Source organism: Streptomyces sp. NPDC059994, from assembly GCF_042737755.1.
In the GTDB taxonomy this organism is placed as follows: Bacteria; Actinomycetota; Actinomycetes; order Streptomycetales; family Streptomycetaceae; genus Streptomyces.
The window spans coordinates 14,080-29,989 of sequence record NZ_JBHWUR010000092.1 but is presented as its reverse complement, the minus strand read 5'-3'; the positions used below and the strand labels follow the sequence as shown (position 1 = coordinate 29,989).

The following is a 15,910-nucleotide window of genomic DNA, read 5'->3' as shown; positions in this document are numbered from 1 at the left end:
CCTCCACGGTCTTCGCGGCCGGGCGTTTCCGCGTATGCAGCAGGGTGTTTCCCGCCGAGGGCGCGGGCGTACGCTGAGCGCCGCGGCCGTACCACCGGTAGCAGGGTGCATCGCCCACTCCGGCATCCTTTCAGGGTGCGTCCTGTGTGGCCGGGCCACACATGCGCCGCCCTCCGCCACCACCACAGCAGCGCCCTGACCAGGGAATTGGGGAGAGCGCGCCGGTCAGCCGCCCTGTCCTTTGCCGGAACATGCCGTTCCCCGTGGTGTCCGCCACCACCTCGGATCGGCACGTGTGACGGTTGTCTCCGGCAAGAAGTGGGGGCCGGAAGATTGGAAGCGGCCGGAGGGAGGTTACCCCTCGCCCCGGGGCGGTGAGAGGGTGCCCCCTCTACCTTGGCACGCGAGTGCGCGACGAGCATCGTTGGATCCGGAATCAAGTGGTTCGCCGGACTGGGCGAGCCTTCCTCCCACTCATTCCAAGGTCCACGGGGGACTCATGAATGCCATGGCCGAGATACTGGAGAACTGTCCGCCGGACGATGACTGCCACCGGTCCAGCACACCCGCGGCCTGGGACGAGCGGGTGCTCACCGAGGTGAGCACGGTGCTGTTCGCCTCCCTGCGCCGCAGCGACCAACGCCTCAGGGGCATCGCGTACTTGCGCGGCCTCCTCGGAGCGAAGGGGCGCCGTTCGATACGCAACATGGCGGCCCTGCTGGGTGGTTCGGCCACCGAGCAAAGCCTCCACCACTTCGTGAGCGACTCGACCTGGGACTGGGTACCGGTGCGCCGCTCCCTCGCCCGTCACATCACCCAGCTGGAACCGCCGTTGGCGTATGTGGTGCGGCCCATGGTCATCCCGAAGACCGGGGAGAACTCCGTCGGTGTGGACCGGCAGTTCGTCTCCGAGCTGGGCCAGCTCGTCAACGCCCAGCAGGCGGTGGGTGTCTGGTCCGCCAATGAGCGGATGAGCGTGCCCCTCAACTGGCGGCTGCACCTGTCGTCCTCCTGGCTCAACGACCGCATCCGGCGCCGCCAGGCGTCCATCCCCGACGACCTCGGCGACCGGACCCTGGGCGACTCGGCGGTCGAGGCGGCCGTGGAGACGGCGAGCGGCTGGGGGCTGCCGCGGCGGCCGGTCGTGCTGGACGCCCGGCACATGGACCTGGCCTCCACCATCGCGTCGTTCCGGGCCGCCGGCGTCCCCTTCCTCGCCCGGATCAACGGCGCGGTCCAGCTCACCGTGACCGACCCCGGGCTACAGGGGCGGACGCCTGAGGTCCAGCAGGCCATCCAGATCATGACCGCCGCCCGTGACCGGATGCGCCCGGCCCCGCTGCCGGAGCGCGGTCCCGGGAGCGGGCGGCCGATCCACCTCACCACCAAGATCCGCGTCCGCCCCTCGCCCGCCGTGCGCCAGTTGGCGGGGCCGGGCGAACTGGCCCTGCTGGGGGTGGCGGAGAGCCGCCGCCAGGGCCCCGTGGAGCTGTGGCTCACCGATATGACGGAGACGCGGCTGCCCACCCTGATGCGGCTGAGCCGACTCGTCCGACGCGCCGACCACGACTTCCGCGAGACCACCGACCGCCTCGGCATCCGCGACTTCACCGGCCGCTCCTACGCCGGCTGGCACCGCCACGTGACCCTGGCCTCGGCGGCCCACGCCGTGTCCGTACTGGACGCGGACGAACCCGGGACGAAGGGGGCGGACCGAGAAGCGGCGGGGCGGCGGCGCCAAGGCTGACCATCCGTGGCGCCGGGGCCGACCACCCTGGACGCCGACCCGCGGTGGCCCAAGGACACGTTCAGCGAGTCCCCGCCCCGGCCCGGAGTTCACCGGGACGGTGCGCGACGCCTCGTAAGGCCGACCGGACCCCGGCTCTCGGAAGAGGGCCGGGGTCCACGCCCTGACGCACCCGCTCCCCCAGCCACCTCACCGCACGGTCGAACGCCGAATCCCTGTCGTGGGCGAACTCCGCGTCCGTGAAGACGGGTTCGGGAAGGAGGGGCGGTACACCGGTCCCGTCGAACGTCGTCCTGCCGTCGCGGGTCAGGAACTCCTCGTTGGGCAGCCCGAACCACCACTCCCCGTGGCCCTTCCCCGGCAGCCCGCGCTCCATCACGTCGGAGAAGACACCCTGCGTGGACTCCCCGATCCGCGTCGTCGGCGCGGGGCGATCCATCATGGCCTGGGTGAACGTCTCCCCCGCGCTGAACGTCGACCCTCCGGTGAGCAGCGCGACCGGCCCGGCGTAGCGCGCGGCGGCGGCCGGGCGGACGTGCTGGGGCTGGGGCGCGGTGTGGCGGGTGCGCTTGGCGTAGGCGAAGTACGGCCGGTCGGTGAGGCGGGCGGCGAGGTCGAGGCCGAGGCTGTCGGAACCGCCGCCGTTGATGCGTACGTCGAGGATCAGCCCGCGCAGGCGGTGCACCCGGTCGGGAGTGAGGATCGCGTCGAGGGCGCGGTCGAGCTCGGCGCGGTTCGCCGCGTAGGTGTTCTGCTCGCTGTAGCCGCTGAACGCGGAGAGCCGCAGATAGCCGTAGCTTCCACCGCCCGGCGCGGGCACGTCGGCGTACCCGATCCGGCCGTTGGCGTACCGCTGGAGCGGCCGTCCCGCCAGATCGCGCCGCTCGACGAACGCCGTGACCTCGGCGTCGAGGTCGGGGCCGGGGACGACGGTCCCGGGGCGGGTCATGCCGAAGAACCCGGTCTTGTCGGCGGAGACGACGACATGTGCGTCGTGCAGTGGCGCGACCATCTCGGTGAGGATGCCGTAGAGCTCGGCGTCGGTGCGCGCCGCCTCGGCGCGCGGCCGGTAGCGGTCGCGCACCTCCTGCCAGTCGATCCCCTTGGCGGCGAAGAACGGGTAGTTCTCCTGGAACGTCTGCCAGAAGACGTCGAACGCGCCGGGCCGCGGTGCGTGGCAGGTGGCGGGCAGTGCGGCGAGCCGCCGCAGGGAGCGGTCCCCCGGCGCCCCGTCGATGTGCATCTTCGCCCGCGCCCCGGCGCGGAGGGTATATACGTCCCCGTCCGCCATGGCGTACCGCGCCGGGGCGCCCTTCTCGCGGGTGCCCGCGACGCCCTTAAGACAGCTGACGGCCGTCACCTGGTAGGTGTCGAGACGCCGGCTGTGTACATCGAGCACGGTCCCGTAGTCGTCGACCTGCCAGAGGCCGTCGGGGCCGGGCCGTTCCGCGGCTTCCGCCATACCGGTGGTGGTCAGTGCGCCGAGCGCGCACAGTCCGGCGACGAGCGCCGCGGTCTTCCTGAACTGCGTGATCATGCAGTCATGGTGGCCCGCCTCACCTGGGCGGGAACATCCGGCGGGCCGGTGGGTGACGGGTGGGGATATCCCCCGGCCATCCCCTCAGCGGCGCAGCAGCGCGCACGCGAAGTCCTCCTGCACCTTGCGCAGTTGGGCAAGGAGGGCGGGCTTGATGCTCTTGCTGGTCTGGGTCGTGATGGAGAACGTCAGGGATTTCCCGCCGTCCGGTGTCGCGGCGGCCAGCTGGGTGTATCCGGCGGTGTTGCCGGTGTGGCCGTACAGCACGCCGCAGCGGGTGGCGTAACGGAAGATCGCCAGTCCGGCCGAGTTGACGCCCGGGCCCGCCGGTTCGGACGCGCCACCGGGGACGAACTTCAGCTGTTCCTTGCGGGTGTGCGCGGACAGGAGGCTTCCTCCGGCGTAGCCGCGGATGAACCGGCCGAGGTCCTTCGGGGTCGCCACGACGGCCCCGGACGCCCATAGGCCCGAGGAGCCGAAGAGCTCGGTGACGTCCTCGGGCGGGGCCGGCGGGTCGACCGCATAGCCGTGCAGATACGGCTCGGGCAGCCGGAAACCCTGGGGCAGGCTGGTCTGCCGCAGGCCCAGCGGGTGGTACACGAGGCGCTTGAGCAGGTCCTCGTAGCGGCGGCCCGTCGCGGCCTCGGCCATGAGCGCGACGGCGATGTTGTCGGAGTTGGAGTACTGGTAGCGCGAGCCCGGCGGGAAGGCGAGCGGTTCCCCGGCGGCGAAGTCAAGGAGCCTGCGCGAGTCGAAGACGTGGTGGGGGTCCTCGCCCAGGATCCTGCGGAAGTCGTCGGAGGCGGTGAAGTCGGGGAGCCCGCTGGTGTGGTTGAGCAGCTGACGAAGTGTCACCTTGCACCAGGCGGCAGGCAGTCCCGGCAGGCGCCCGCCGATGGTGGTGTCCAGCGTCAGCCGCCCCTGGTCGACCAGCCGCAGGGCCACGGCCCCGCTGTACGCCTTGGACACACTGGCGAGCCGCATGTGGTCGGTGGGGCGGGGCAGCCGCCCGGACTCGATGTCCCCGACCCCGGCCCGGTAGACCTCTGCCCGGTCGCCCCGCTTCAGTACGGCGATGGCGCCGGGCGGTCCGCCGGCCGCGCCGACGAGTTGATCGAGCGTTCGTTGCAGCGCCCGGTCCTGCGGCGGCGGAGGTGTCCGCGCGGCCTGCGCGGGCTGGACGAGTGCGCCGGCCGACGCGGCGGCGAGCAGAGCGGCGACGGCCAACGGCAGTCGGGCACGGCGTCCGGGCAGGTGTGCGACCACGTGGGTACCTCCTGAAGACATGGCAGCGGCCGGGTCCGGCTCGCCCGTTTCCCCTGACCCAGCATCAGACGCCCTGCCGTTTCACGCCTTCACACTGCTCCATCCGGCCCAGGGCCACGTCTCCCTTCTGGCCCCGGGCCGGTCTCCCGAAGCGGCTCAGGGGCCGGCCGGCTCGTGCGCCGCCGCGTCCAGCGCCTCGCGCGCCGCGTCGAGGGCCGCGGCCCGGTCGGTGGGCACCAGGCCGACGCGGGTGCGGCGGTCGAGGAGGTCGGACTCGTCGAGCGCGCCCTCATGCCTGACCGCCCACCACAGTTCGGCCCGGGTGGTCTCCACGCCGTCGGCCACCGGTTCGCGCAGCCGGGGGTCGGCCTCGCCGAGCGCGTGCAGGGCGGTGGCCTCGGTGCCGTACCGGGCGAGCAGCCTGCGCGGTACGGGCAGGGCGGCGAGCTCGGCGGGCGCGGCGGCGCCGACCAGGGGAAGTCGCGCGGTGCGGCAGGGCGCCGCCGACATACCGCGGGCGGCCAGCGCGGCGTCGAGGGCGTCCTGGGCCATCCGCCGGTAGGTGGTCAGCTTGCCGCCGACGATGGTCACGACGCCCTCGCTCGACGTCAGCACCGCGTGCCGCCGCGAGATGTCGGAGGTGCGGCTGCCCGAGCCGTCGTCGGGGGCGTCGTCGAGGAGCGGCCGCAGCCCGGCGAAGGCGCCCACCACGTCGTCGCGGTGGACCGGTGTGTCCAGGGCCGTGTTGAGGATGTCGAGCAGGAAGCCGATGTCGGACTCGGGGGGCGTGGGCTCGTCCTGGAGCGGCCCGTCGACGGGCTCGTCGGTGAGCCCCACGTACACCCTGCCGTCCCCTTGCGGCAGGACCAGGACGAAGCGGCTGCTCTCGCCCGGCACGGGGATGTGGAGCCCGGCGGTCAGGCCGGGCAGGGTGCTGCCGCGCAGCACCAGGTGGGTGCCGCGCGAGGGGCGCAGCTTGACGCCGTCGACCAGCTGGTCCGCCCAGACGCCGGTGGCGTTGACGACCGCCCGGGCCCGGATGGTCAGCTCCTGCCCGGTGAGCTCGTCGCGTACGAGGGCGCCGGAACCGGTGACGGACAGGGCGCGGGTCCGGGTCAGGATGCGCGCCCCGTGTCCGGCGGCGGTGCGGGCGATGGCGGTCACCAGGCGGGCGTCGTCGGCCAGTTGTCCGTCCCAGGAGAGCAGCCCGCCGTACAGGCCGTGCGGGCGCAGACCGGGCGCGGTCCGCAGGGTCTCGACGGCCGAGAGCCGGCGCGGGCCGGGCAGGGTGCGCCGTGCGGTGCCCGCCGAGACGCGCAGCAGGTCGCCGGCGCGCAGCCCGGCCTGCGCGAGCGCCGCGTTGCGCCGGGAGGTCAGCGAGGTGAGGGGCAGCACGAACGGCTGCGCGCGCACCAGGTGGGGGGCGGTGCGCTCCATCAGCACCCCGCGCTCCACCGCGCTCTCGTGCGCGACGCCGAGCTGCCCGGAGGCCAGGTAGCGCAGTCCGCCGTGGATGAGCTTGGAGCTCCAGCGCGAGGTGCCGAACGCCAGGTCGTACGCGTCGATCGCGGCGACCGACAGACCGCGCGAGGCGGCGTCCAGGGCGGCTCCGGCACCGGTCGCGCCGAGGCCGATGACCAGGACGTCGACGGTCGTCCCGGCGGCCAGCCCCTCCAGTTCGCGAGCGCGGCGGGCGGCGGTGAGGGAGAAGTCCGAGCGGGGTTCGGTACGGCTCATGGGGCGAGGGTCCTCTCAAGGATGTGCCGCAGCTCGTCGTAGAACGCCTCGTCGGCGAGTTCGGGGTCCGCCGCGTCGGTCATGGTCTGCAGCGAGAGCGCGAAGGACTGGATCACCAGGAAGAGCGACCTGGTCTGGCGCAGTGGGTGGTCGGCGCGTACGGAACCGTCCGCGTGCCCCTGCTCCAGCGCCTCCTGGACGAAGGCGAGCAGCGCGTCCTGGCTGGCGCCCCGCCGGTCGAAGAGGTACGGCAGCAGCAGTTCCGGGTCGACGTCGAGGATCTTGCACAGCAGCGGATGGGACCGGAAGGCGCGCAGCCCCGCCACGAGCCCGTCGACCAACTGCTCGCGCACGGGTCGGGTGGTGTCGGTCGTGGGCGCGTCCCCGAGGGTGACGGACACCCACTCCCGTGTCATGACGTCGCCCACCAGGGTGCGCACGTCGGGCCAGCGCCGGTAGATGGTCATGCGCGAGACCCCGGCCCGGCGTGCGACGTCGGTGAGGGTCGTCCGGCGGACGCCGACCGCGAGAACGCAGTCCCGGGCGGCGTCGAGCACCGCCTCGTCGTCCCGACGGTTGTGACGAATGGGCTTCATCTGTCACAGTGTAACGACGGAACGGGCGACGGCAAGCCGCCCCCCACGCCGTGGGACCGGAACAACTGCGCGACGAAGCGGGTGATCAGGTGGGTTCGGTGGACATGCTGTGGAGCGGCTGGGGCGACCCGGCCAAGGCGGCACCACTGCCCGAAGAAGTGGTGGGTCTACTGCGGGACCTGCTGGGGGTGCGCCCGGCGGACGCCCCGGCGAAGGCCCTCACGGCCGTCACGCCCGGCCCCTCGCGGCTGACCGAGGCGGCCCGGGCCGCCCTGGAGGCGGCGGTCGGCGAGGCACACGTACACGGCGACGACGAGACCCGGGTCCGCCACACCCGCGGCAAGTCCACGCCCGACCTGCTGCGCATCCGGGCCGGCGAGGTCAGTGACGCGCCGGACGCCGTGGTGCTGCCCGCCGACCACGACGAGGTCCTGGCCGTCCTCACGGCGTGCACCGAGCACGGGGTCGCCGTCGTCCCCTTCGGCGGCGGCACCTCCGTCGTCGGCGGCCTTGCCCCCCAGGCGCACGATGCCTTCGTCGCGCTCGACCTGCGCCGTATGAACCTCCTCGTCGCCCTCGACGAGGTCTCGCGCACCGCCACCCTGCAACCCGGGCTGCGCGGCCCCGAGGCCGAGGCGCTGCTCGCCGAACAGGGCTACACGCTCGGCCACTTCCCCCAGTCCTTCGAGTGGGCGACGGTCGGCGGGTTCGCGGCCGCCCGCTCCAGCGGCCAGGCCTCCGCGGGCTTCGGGCGCTTCGACGACATGGTGACGGCCCTTCAGGTCGCCACCCCGCGCGGCACGCTGGACCTCGGCCGGGCCCCGCGCTCGGCCGCCGGACCGGATCTGCGCCAGCTCGTCCTCGGCTCCGAGGGGGCCTTCGGCGTCATCACCTCGGTGACCGTACGGATCCACCCCACGGCCCAGGCCAAGGTCTACGAAGGCTGGCGCTTCCCGTCCTTCGCCCAGGGACAGGCCGCCCTGCGCGCGCTCGCCCAGGACGGGCCGATGCCCACCGTGCTGCGGCTGTCCGACGAGACCGAGACCATGATCGGCCTGGCCAAGCCGGATGCCATCGGCGGCGGTCTCGCCTCCGACGCGGGCTGCCTGGCGATCGTCGGATACGAGGGCACCGCCGACGAGGTCGCCCACCGCAAGGCGCGCGTGCACACCGCACTGAGCGGGGCGCAGGGCGAGCCGCTCGGCGAGGACCCGGGCACCGGCTGGGCCCACGGCCGCTACTCCGCGCCCTATCTGCGCGACGCGCTCCTGGACGCCGGCGCCTTCGCCGAGACGCTGGAGACGGCCGCGTTCTGGTCGGACATCCCCGCCCTGTACGAGGCCGTGCGCACCGCCCTCACCCAGTCCCTCACCGACGCGGGCACCCCGCCGCTGGTGATGTGCCACGTCTCCCACGTCTACCCGGCGGGCGCCTCGCTCTACTTCACGGTGGTCAGCGCCCAGGGCAAGGAGCCGGTGGCACACTGGGCCCCGGCCAAGCGGGCGGCCAACGACGCCATCCTCGCCGCGGGCGGCACCATCAGCCACCACCACGGCGTCGGCACCGACCACCGCGACTGGTACGCCCGGGAGATCGGCCCGCTCGGCGTCGAGGTCCTGCACGCGGTCAAGGACCGGCTCGACCCGGCAGGCATCCTGAACCCCGGCATCCTGCTGCCGCCGCTGCCCGCCGTCTGACCGCGCGCAGCACCCGCGTCCCCCGCCCGCAGCAACACCGTCGTCGCCCATCGGAGCGTAGCCATGCGACAGTTCACGGCCGTCGTCAACCCCACCGCGGGCGGGTCACAGGGCGCCGCCGCCCTGATCCCGCTGGCCCGGCTGCTGCGCGAAGGGGGTGCGGAGCTGGAGGTCGAGTACAGCCGCGGCCTCGATCACGCACGGGCACTGGCCCGCCGGGCCGCCGAACAGGGCCGTGTGGTGCTCGGGGTCGGCGGCGACGGCATGGCGGGATGTGTGGCGGGCGCCCTGGCCGGCACGGACGCCCTCGTGGGCATCGTGCCGGCCGGGCGCGGCAACGACTTCGCCCGCGCGCTCGGGCTGCCCTCCGAGCCCGCCGCGCTGGCCGAGCTCCTGCTGCGCGGCGTGCCCAGGAAGGTCGACGCCATCGAGGTCGAATCGGCCGTGCACGACAAGGTCGCCGTCCTCGGCAGCGTCTACGCCGGGGTCGACGCGGTGGCCAACCGGCACGCCAACGCCTCTCGGCTGCTGCGCGGCGCCGCCTCGTACTACATGGGCGGACTGCGCGCGGTCCTCGGCTGGCGCACCGCCCACTACCGCGTCACCATCGACGGCACGCTCCACGAGCGCAGCGGCTACACCGTCATCGCCGCCAACTCCGGCTTCTACGGCTTCGGACGGCACATCGCGCCGGACGCCGCCGTGGACGACGGACTGCTTGACGTGGTCATCCTCAACGACTCCCCGCGCCGGCTGTTCTTCAAGGTCATGAAGGAGCTCGACGACGGCAGCCACGTCCACCGGCCGCAGGTGGAGATCCTGCGCGGCCGCGAAGTGCGCATCGAGGCGGACCGCCCCCTGCCGTACGGGGCGGACGGTGAGGTCGAGGCCGTCCTGCCGGTCACCGCGCGGGTCCTGCCGGGGGCACTCACCCTGCTCGCGTGACGGGTGCCGCGCGCCGGGGCGTACCGTCCGTGTTACGGGGAATCCGCACGGCATGACCACTCAAGTCGAGCGGGCCAAGGCACGAACGGCCAGGCGGGTCATGGCCGTTCGGATTCTGATCATGGTGGTGGCGATCGCGTCGCTGGTGGCGTTCTCCGTCGTCCTCGCCGAGGTGACCCTCACCCCGTCGCCCGCGTCGCGCGACATCGCAGGGTCGAATCTGCGGCCGGGGCACTCGCTGCGCCAGTACGCCGACGAGTACACGTTCCTCGAAGCGTGTCGGCAGGTCGGCGGCAATCTGCTGCTGGGCGCGCCCTTCGGGCTGATCCTGCCGGTGCTGGTGCGCCGACGGCTGCGGGCGGTGCGCGTGCTGCTGTACACGGTCGTCGTCATGGTCTTCATCGAGCTGGTGCAGGGGGCACTCGTCGAGGGGCGCGCGTTCGACGTGGACGACGTGCTGCTCAACACCTCCGGGGCGCTGCTCGGCTATCTGGTGCTCGGCCGCCGTATGGGGCGCGGCTTCCACCACCTCGGGGAGCGGCGGCGCGAGGGCGGGAAGACGAGCCGGATGTGGCGCTTCGGCGAGCGGCGGGCCGCCGAGCCTCGCCGCTGAGTGCCGCTGGCGGCCGCCGAGCCTCGCCGCTGAGTGCCGCTGAGGGCTACTCAGGGCCGCGACCGGCCTCACGCTGTGGCGCTCGGCCCGCACAGCCCCGCGGGGCCGGGCCCCGCATCCGTCCGGACGTCACCCGTTCCGCCCTTCCGTATGCCCGATGCGCGGCTCTGTCATTACGATCCGTTATGGGCTGGTTCGCCCCCGGGAGAACACCGGCCCGGCCGCGGACTCCCCGCCCTCACGGCCAGACCCGCGAAAGGCAGGCACGCAACCATGCTCAGCACCGACTTCGTCCCCGGCGCACCCAACTGGCTCGACCTCGGCAGCCCCGACACGGCGGCCGCGGCGGACTTCTACAGCGGCGTCTTCGGGTGGAACTTCCAGTCCGCGGGCCCCGACGCCGGCGGGTACGGCTTCTTCCAGAAGAACGGCAAGACGGTCGCCGCCCTGGGCCCGCTCACCGAGGAGGGTGCGAGCCCGGCCTGGACGGTGTACTTCCAGACGCCGGACGCGGACGCCACCGCCAAGGCGGTCGAGCAGGCCGGCGGGAAGGTCCGGGCGGAGCCCTTCGACGTCATGGACGCCGGACGGATGGCCTGCCTCACCGACCCGGGCGGCGCCGAGTTCTCCGTCTGGCAGCCCGCCGCCACGAAGGGCCTGGAGGTGACGTGCCAGGACGACACGCTCCTCTGGGCCGAACTGCATGCCAAGGACGTACCGGCCGCGCTGTCCTTCTACCGCTCCCTGTTCGGCTGGCGGTCCCAGGAGATGCAGTCCCCCGGCATGACCTACACCGTGCTGTCGACCGCCGAGGGCGACCAGAAGAACGCCTCGTTCGGCGGCCTCGCCCCGGCCCAGGAGGGCATGGAGCCGCGGTGGATCCCGTACTTCGCGGTGGCCGACGCGGACGCCACGGTCGGCCGGGCGCAGGAGAACGGCGGCTCGGTCATCATGCCCGCGGCGGACGTGCCGGACGTCGGCCGGATCGCCTGGCTCGCCGACCCCCACGGCGCCCCCTTCGCCATCCTCAAGCCCGATCCCCGGATGGCCTGACCCCGCCGTCCGCACTCACATGGGGTACGAGAGCAGCCTCACCGGGCCGTCGGGCCACGGCTCGTCGTCGTGCAGCGGGATCCACATGGTCCGCAGCGGCATGACGACGGGTCCCCCGGGCTGCTCCACTTCGACGTCCCGGTCGAGGGTCCGCCAGCCGAGGCGCCGATAGAGGGCGACGAGCGGTGGCCGGCAGAACAGGAGCGCGTACCGCGGCCCCCTGGTGCGCGCGTGGTCCAGGGCCGCGCCCACGACCAGCCGAGCCAGACCGTGCCCGCGCAGAGCTGCGGCGACGGCCACCCCGCCGACGCCCATCACCTGTGCGTCGGCGCCGCCGACCGACGTCCGCAGCGGCAGCAGTCCCGCGTGCGCCACCAGCCGGCCCTCGTGGCGGACACCGAAGTGGTCCTCCTTGGGCAGCCAGGTCAGACCGGCGTCCGCTACACCGAAGGGGTCGGCGCCATCGCCCAGGATCTCACTCTCGTCGGCCTTCGTGTACCCGGCCAGCCGCACTGCGGCAAGCGGCGCCGAGGGAAGTGGATCAGTCATCTCGACATGATCCACTACGGGCCGACTCCTGGCCAGGCCCGCTCAGGACGGGGCCGCCCGCTACCGGCCCGGCCTGCTCGGGGCGGCGCGCGCGGACGGGCGTGAACAGCGCGAGCACCGCGGTGAGCAGACAGCACGCCCCGGCGGCCAGACACACCGGCCCCGTGCCGTACCGCTGCGCGGCCCAGGTGAGGACGGCCGCGCCGATGGGGGCCGCCGAGTAGTGGATGGTCCAGAACGCCGAGGTGACCCGGCCGAGCAGATGGTCCGGGGTCACCTCCTGTCGCAGCGACATCGAGCAGGTCCCCGAAACGCTGACGCACCCGAGGAAGGCGGCGGTCAGCGCCGCGATGCCCGCCACGCTTCCGGCGGAGCCGATCGCCGCGAGGGCGAGCCCGCAGACCGCGACGCCGCCGGTCCAGGTCGCGCCGAAGCCGAGCCGGTGGCGGATCCGGGCGACGAGCAGCGCGCCCACGACCGTGCCCAGAGCGCCCACGGCGAAGACGGTGCCGACCGCGCCGTCGCCCTGGCCGAGGTCGTGCTTGAGGTGATAGATGATCAGGTCGTTGAGGCCGAGCGTCAGAAAGCTGAAGACCGACAGCAGAACGGTCAGGCTCCGCAGCACCGGATGCCGCCACAGGAACGACACCCCGGCGGCGAACTCCTTGCCCATCGACTCCCGCCGGGGGCCCTGCGCCGCCGCGTCACCGGACGGCCCGGTACGGCCCTTGAACCGTACGAAGCTCAGGCAGGCCGCCGACACCCCGAAGCTCACCGCGTCCACGGCCACGGCCGCCGCCGGGCCCAGCCAGGCCGCCAGCACGCCCGCGAGCAGCGGCCCGACGACCCCGGCCGCCGCTGCCGTCGCGTTGAGCCTGCCGTTGGCCTCCGTGATGCGGTCGCCGGGCACGAGCGCGCGTACGGCGGTGACATACGTGACGGAGAACAGCATCCCGACGGCCTCGGCCAGCGGCAGGACCACGTACAGCAGCCAGATCTGCGGGCCGAACGCCCACACCAGCGGAATCAGCGCGTACAGCACCAGCCGGGCGAGGTCGCACGCGATCAGCAGTTTCCTGCGGTCCAGCCGGTCGACCACGACCCCGGCGAACACGCCGACGCCGACCGCGGCCGCGCCCGCGGCGCCGGTCAGCAGGCCCATCTGCGCGACCGATCCCGTCGCGTGCAGCACCAGCAGCGGCAGGGCGATCAGGGCGAACGAGTCACCGACGACGGAGAGGGTCTGCGCGGCCCAGAAGACGCCGAAGTCGCGGTCGCGCGACAGCGAGCGCGACCGTCCCGACAGGGGCTCGTCACCGGTGAGTTGAGGCATCCGGGGAGGGTAGTACGTGGCGCACGCGAAGTCTCATCATTTTCTGTGGCCCCCGGCCGGGGGTGGGCGCCGGGGCCGGGACGTGGAGTCTGCGGCGGCGCTCCTCACGCCCTGATACGTGTGGCCCACCTACAAGTCGTGCACCGCGGTGCGAGCCGCGGAGACGAAGGCCAGGACCGACTCCCAGAAAGGGTCGTAGCACTGGTCGAACAGCGCGACGGCGTCCGGCTCGCCCTCTATGGAAGCTCCAAGTGCCCGGTGCGGAGGACGGGTCGAGAGCCTGAGCGTCTCGGCGGCCGCGGCCACGTTGTCCGGGCCCTCCAGGCTGATCACCCATATGAAGTGGCGGAGCCTGCCGTACTCCACCCGCAGGCTGGTCTGCACCTCCCGCAGCGCGGGGAGCTGTTCGGCGCGGCCACCGCCCGACTTGTGGATGTCCGACACCGTCCAGTACAGCTCCGCCATCTTGTGCGCCTGCTCGATCAGGCTCACATAGGCCGACCGCCGCGCCTCGCTGATCCGGATGGTGCGCTGGGTCCGCTCGGCGGCGGCGGCCTGGATCTGGGCCGCGCGGGCCGTGCCGCGGCTGGTGACCCAGCTGGCGAGCACGGCCGTGCCGGCGGTCAACGACGAGATCCAGAGAGTGGAGTCAGTCACGCCCCGGACCCTTCCCCGGCGCGCTCCCTCCGACTCGGCTGTGGCCGAACCTCACGAGGCGGACCCGCCGTTGACCCAGCGCTGGGCGTGCTGGGTGGAGTCGCACGGGGTCACCATCGCACCGTTGCCGCCCACTCCGAGGCACTCGCCGCTCTGGGTGTTCCTGATGGCGTAACCGGTGAGACCGCCGCGGCCCCCGAAGTCGCCGCCTCCCCACCAGGCAGTAGCCGCCGGTCCGGTTGATCAGTTGGAAGGGGTCGTCGGAGGCGCACGAGAAGGTCCGCGCGTACGAGGCGGTGGACGCGCAGGGCCCGTACGAGGCACCGGTGCCGCCGCTGCTCAGACACTGGCTGTTGGAGACGTTCCTGATGCGGCAGGTGCCCGGCGAGCCGATCGTCGAGCCGCCGTTCTGGGCGGGGGATCCGCCGGGGCCCCGCTGCCACTCAGATCGACACCATGCTCCCCGCCCACCGGCGCGCCCCCTCCACTCGTCCACCCCTGGTGTCCCACCCGTCACTCCAGGGGAGATCGGCACCTTCCCATGGATGACATGTTCCTGCACGGAAAGGCTCCCGAGAGGGGGAACTGGCGTACGAGAAAATCCTTCAAGTGGGGTTTGCCGGGGGCGATTTCAGGACGAGCGCCGAAGGCTCGCCTACCACTGCTCCTTCCTCGGTTCGGCCGACGGCCGAACCGCGCAGTCGGGGCCCGGCGCCATGATCGACTCATGGCCGTCCGAGAAGCGGACCCGGTAGGGCGGTGTGCCGTTCTCCCCCAGCACCTGGACGATCTCGCCCGTCTTGTCGTGCTGGCCCACGACCCTGCCGTGCTGCACCAGGTGGTCACCCTTGGTCGCTCGCATCGAGGCCTCCCTCGGAAGCGGACTGGTCGGTAACAGCATTTTATGACCGTCTGGCGCGACAAGCCCGTTCTGACGTCGTTGACCATGCCGGGAGGGAACCCGGAAGGCACGGCGACCGAGGAGGACGTACATGACCACGCTGGTGATCGGGGCTCGCGGAAGCGTCGGACGGCAGGTGCTCGACCAGCTCCTCGCCCTGGGCGAGCCGGTCCGGGCGTCGGCACGCGACCCGGAGACGGCGGAGCTGCCCGCCGGCGTCCCGGTGGTCGCGGCCGACCTCACCAGGCCGGCGACGCTCCCGGCCGCGCTGGACGGCGTACGCAAGGTGTTCGTGTACGCCACGGCGGAGGGCATGGCCGGCTTCGCCGCCGCCGCCCGCGCGGCAGGCGTCGAGCACGTGGTGGTCCTCTCCTCCGGGAGCGTGCTCCTGCCGTACGCGCACGGCAACGCGATCGCGGAGGAGCACCGGGCGATGGAGGCGGTGCTCGCAGCCTCCGGTCTGCGCTGGACTCCGATCCGGCCGCTCGTCCTCGCGAACAACGCGCTGACCTGGTCGTACTCGATCCGCGCGGAGGGCGTGGTCCGGATGCTGCACCCAGAGGCGGCCATGGCGCCGATCCACGAGCGCGATGTCGCCGCCGCCGCGGTCGCCGCACTGACCGGCCGCCCGGACGGCGGGGTCAGCGACCTCCTCACGGGCGGCGAGCTGATGTCGCAGCGCCGCCAGGTGGAGCTGATCGCCGAGGCCGCCGGACGGTCCATCCGGATCGAGGAACTCACCGAGGCGCGGGCGCGGCAGGAGTTCGAGCGGTTCGGGTCGCCCGCCGCCGCCGCCTCGATCGTGCAGTTCATCGTCGCCGCCACCCAGGGCGGATCCCCGGCGACCGGGACCGCGCGGCGGATCCTCGGGCGGCCGCCGCTGCCGTTCGCACGGTGGGCAGCCGACCACGCGGCCACGTTCGCCTGACCGCGACGCAGACAGGTCTCCTTTGGTAGACCCTATCCATATTTATGCTAGATACGAGCCGTGCCGCACACCGGGACGCTCATCCTGATCATGGCCATCGCGGTCCTCGCGCCCCTGCTCGCGTACGCCGTCGGCCGCTGGGCTCCCGTACCGGTCGCCGTCTTCGAGATCCTGCTCGGCGTCCTCATCGGCCCGGACGGCGCGGCGCTCGTCGGCGCGGCCATCCTCTCCGTACTGATCCTGCCGCTCGTGGCCCTGCGCGTCCGGGCGGCGGCCGGAGCCGGGGAGCGGCACCGGGCCGAGGTGTCGGAATCCTGGTGAGCCCCCCGGCCGGGATGCGAACGCCCGGCC

At 73.1% G+C, this 15,910-nt stretch carries 14 protein-coding genes and 1 pseudogene; 7 read left to right on the top strand and 8 right to left on the bottom strand.

Annotated elements, in window-relative coordinates:
• Positions 1-508: 508 nt before the first annotated feature.
• A complete protein-coding gene (locus tag ACFWA7_RS31335) occupies positions 509-1,747 on the top strand; it encodes an IS701 family transposase (protein WP_385545324.1) in 1,239 nt (412 codons plus the stop codon).
• 61 nt (positions 1,748-1,808) lie between these two features.
• Here the strand turns inward: ACFWA7_RS31335 and ACFWA7_RS31330 are convergent, their stop codons facing one another.
• From ACFWA7_RS31330 to ACFWA7_RS31315, 4 genes are all read right to left on the bottom strand, one after another.
• On the bottom strand, positions 1,809-3,284 hold the full coding sequence (locus ACFWA7_RS31330) for a S41 family peptidase (RefSeq protein ID WP_385826486.1): 1,476 nt from the start codon (positions 3,282-3,284) through the stop codon (positions 1,809-1,811).
• A gap of 84 nt (positions 3,285-3,368) precedes the next feature.
• Positions 3,369-4,571 (bottom strand): serine hydrolase domain-containing protein, encoded by a 1,203-nt coding sequence (locus tag ACFWA7_RS31325; protein ID WP_385545318.1) that lies wholly within the window; start codon positions 4,569-4,571, stop codon positions 3,369-3,371.
• A 135-nt stretch (positions 4,572-4,706) separates the two neighbouring features.
• Entirely contained in the window at positions 4,707-6,287 is a 1,581-nt protein-coding gene (locus ACFWA7_RS31320) for a glycerol-3-phosphate dehydrogenase/oxidase (protein ID WP_385545316.1), read from the bottom strand.
• Positions 6,284-6,883 carry a TetR/AcrR family transcriptional regulator gene (locus tag ACFWA7_RS31315; RefSeq protein ID WP_385545313.1) on the bottom strand — a complete coding sequence of 200 codons (600 nt, stop codon included), beginning with the start codon at positions 6,881-6,883 and terminating at the stop codon, positions 6,284-6,286. The genes ACFWA7_RS31320 and ACFWA7_RS31315 overlap by 4 nt, the downstream gene beginning before the upstream one ends.
• A gap of 98 nt (positions 6,884-6,981) precedes the next feature.
• Between ACFWA7_RS31315 and ACFWA7_RS31310 the strand changes: the two genes are divergently transcribed.
• The 4 genes from ACFWA7_RS31310 (at position 6,982) to ACFWA7_RS31295 (ending at position 11,191) form a co-directional block, all read left to right on the top strand.
• On the top strand, positions 6,982-8,580 hold the full coding sequence (locus ACFWA7_RS31310; protein ID WP_385826483.1) for an FAD-binding oxidoreductase: 1,599 nt from the start codon (positions 6,982-6,984) through the stop codon (positions 8,578-8,580).
• A 63-nt stretch (positions 8,581-8,643) separates the two neighbouring features.
• Positions 8,644-9,525, top strand: coding sequence for a diacylglycerol/lipid kinase family protein (locus tag ACFWA7_RS31305; protein WP_385826480.1), 882 nt, complete (start codon positions 8,644-8,646; stop codon positions 9,523-9,525).
• A gap of 52 nt (positions 9,526-9,577) precedes the next feature.
• Positions 9,578-10,138, top strand: a complete 561-nt coding sequence (locus tag ACFWA7_RS31300; protein ID WP_385545304.1) for a VanZ family protein — start codon at positions 9,578-9,580, stop codon at positions 10,136-10,138.
• A 273-nt stretch (positions 10,139-10,411) separates the two neighbouring features.
• Complete coding sequence (locus tag ACFWA7_RS31295; RefSeq protein WP_385545301.1) at positions 10,412-11,191, top strand: VOC family protein; 780 nt, start codon at positions 10,412-10,414, stop codon at positions 11,189-11,191.
• Between the two features lie 15 nt (positions 11,192-11,206).
• Here the strand turns inward: ACFWA7_RS31295 and ACFWA7_RS31290 are convergent, their stop codons facing one another.
• The 4 genes from ACFWA7_RS31290 to ACFWA7_RS31275 form a co-directional block, all read right to left on the bottom strand.
• A complete protein-coding gene (locus ACFWA7_RS31290) occupies positions 11,207-11,740 on the bottom strand; it encodes a GNAT family N-acetyltransferase (protein WP_385826478.1) in 534 nt (177 codons plus the stop codon).
• The gene (locus tag ACFWA7_RS31285; RefSeq protein WP_385826476.1) at positions 11,733-13,073 is read right to left on the bottom strand and encodes an MFS transporter; all 1,341 of its coding nucleotides are present in this window, start codon (positions 13,071-13,073) and stop codon (positions 11,733-11,735) included. Before ACFWA7_RS31285 ends, ACFWA7_RS31290 begins: the two co-directional genes overlap by 8 nt.
• Positions 13,074-13,202: 129 nt before the next feature.
• On the bottom strand, positions 13,203-13,730 hold the full coding sequence (locus tag ACFWA7_RS31280) for a hypothetical protein (RefSeq protein ID WP_385545292.1): 528 nt from the start codon (positions 13,728-13,730) through the stop codon (positions 13,203-13,205).
• 655 nt (positions 13,731-14,385) lie between these two features.
• Positions 14,386-14,592, bottom strand: coding sequence for a DUF1918 domain-containing protein (locus tag ACFWA7_RS31275; protein ID WP_371649790.1), 207 nt, complete (start codon positions 14,590-14,592; stop codon positions 14,386-14,388).
• Between the two features lie 130 nt (positions 14,593-14,722).
• Here ACFWA7_RS31275 and ACFWA7_RS31270 point away from each other — a divergent pair, with 130 nt between their 5' ends.
• Together ACFWA7_RS31270 and ACFWA7_RS31265 are read left to right on the top strand one after the other, a co-directional pair.
• Entirely contained in the window at positions 14,723-15,559 is an 837-nt protein-coding gene (locus ACFWA7_RS31270) for an SDR family oxidoreductase (protein WP_385826474.1), read from the top strand.
• 60 nt (positions 15,560-15,619) lie between these two features.
• Positions 15,620-15,757, top strand: a pseudogene (locus tag ACFWA7_RS31265) (cation:proton antiporter); the annotation flags it as partial.
• Positions 15,758-15,910: the final 153 nt, after the last annotated feature.

What these genes read in the sequence shown, in the direction of transcription:
- ACFWA7_RS31335 (WP_385545324.1), top strand. Translation starts at nt 509, where the DNA reads ATGGCCGAGATACTGGAGAACTGTCCGCCGGACGATGACTGCCACCGG.
- ACFWA7_RS31330 (WP_385826486.1), bottom strand. Translation starts at nt 3,284, where the DNA reads ATGATCACGCAGTTCAGGAAGACCGCGGCGCTCGTCGCCGGACTGTGC.
- ACFWA7_RS31325 (WP_385545318.1), bottom strand. Translation starts at nt 4,571, where the DNA reads ATGTCTTCAGGAGGTACCCACGTGGTCGCACACCTGCCCGGACGCCGT.
- ACFWA7_RS31320 (WP_385545316.1), bottom strand. Translation starts at nt 6,287, where the DNA reads ATGAGCCGTACCGAACCCCGCTCGGACTTCTCCCTCACCGCCGCCCGC.
- ACFWA7_RS31315 (WP_385545313.1), bottom strand. Translation starts at nt 6,883, where the DNA reads ATGAAGCCCATTCGTCACAACCGTCGGGACGACGAGGCGGTGCTCGAC.
- ACFWA7_RS31305 (WP_385826480.1), top strand. Translation starts at nt 8,644, where the DNA reads ATGCGACAGTTCACGGCCGTCGTCAACCCCACCGCGGGCGGGTCACAG.
- ACFWA7_RS31300 (WP_385545304.1), top strand. Translation starts at nt 9,578, where the DNA reads ATGACCACTCAAGTCGAGCGGGCCAAGGCACGAACGGCCAGGCGGGTC.
- ACFWA7_RS31295 (WP_385545301.1), top strand. Translation starts at nt 10,412, where the DNA reads ATGCTCAGCACCGACTTCGTCCCCGGCGCACCCAACTGGCTCGACCTC.
- ACFWA7_RS31290 (WP_385826478.1), bottom strand. Translation starts at nt 11,740, where the DNA reads ATGACTGATCCACTTCCCTCGGCGCCGCTTGCCGCAGTGCGGCTGGCC.
- ACFWA7_RS31285 (WP_385826476.1), bottom strand. Translation starts at nt 13,073, where the DNA reads ATGCCTCAACTCACCGGTGACGAGCCCCTGTCGGGACGGTCGCGCTCG.
- ACFWA7_RS31275 (WP_371649790.1), bottom strand. Translation starts at nt 14,592, where the DNA reads ATGCGAGCGACCAAGGGTGACCACCTGGTGCAGCACGGCAGGGTCGTG.
- ACFWA7_RS31270 (WP_385826474.1), top strand. Translation starts at nt 14,723, where the DNA reads ATGACCACGCTGGTGATCGGGGCTCGCGGAAGCGTCGGACGGCAGGTG.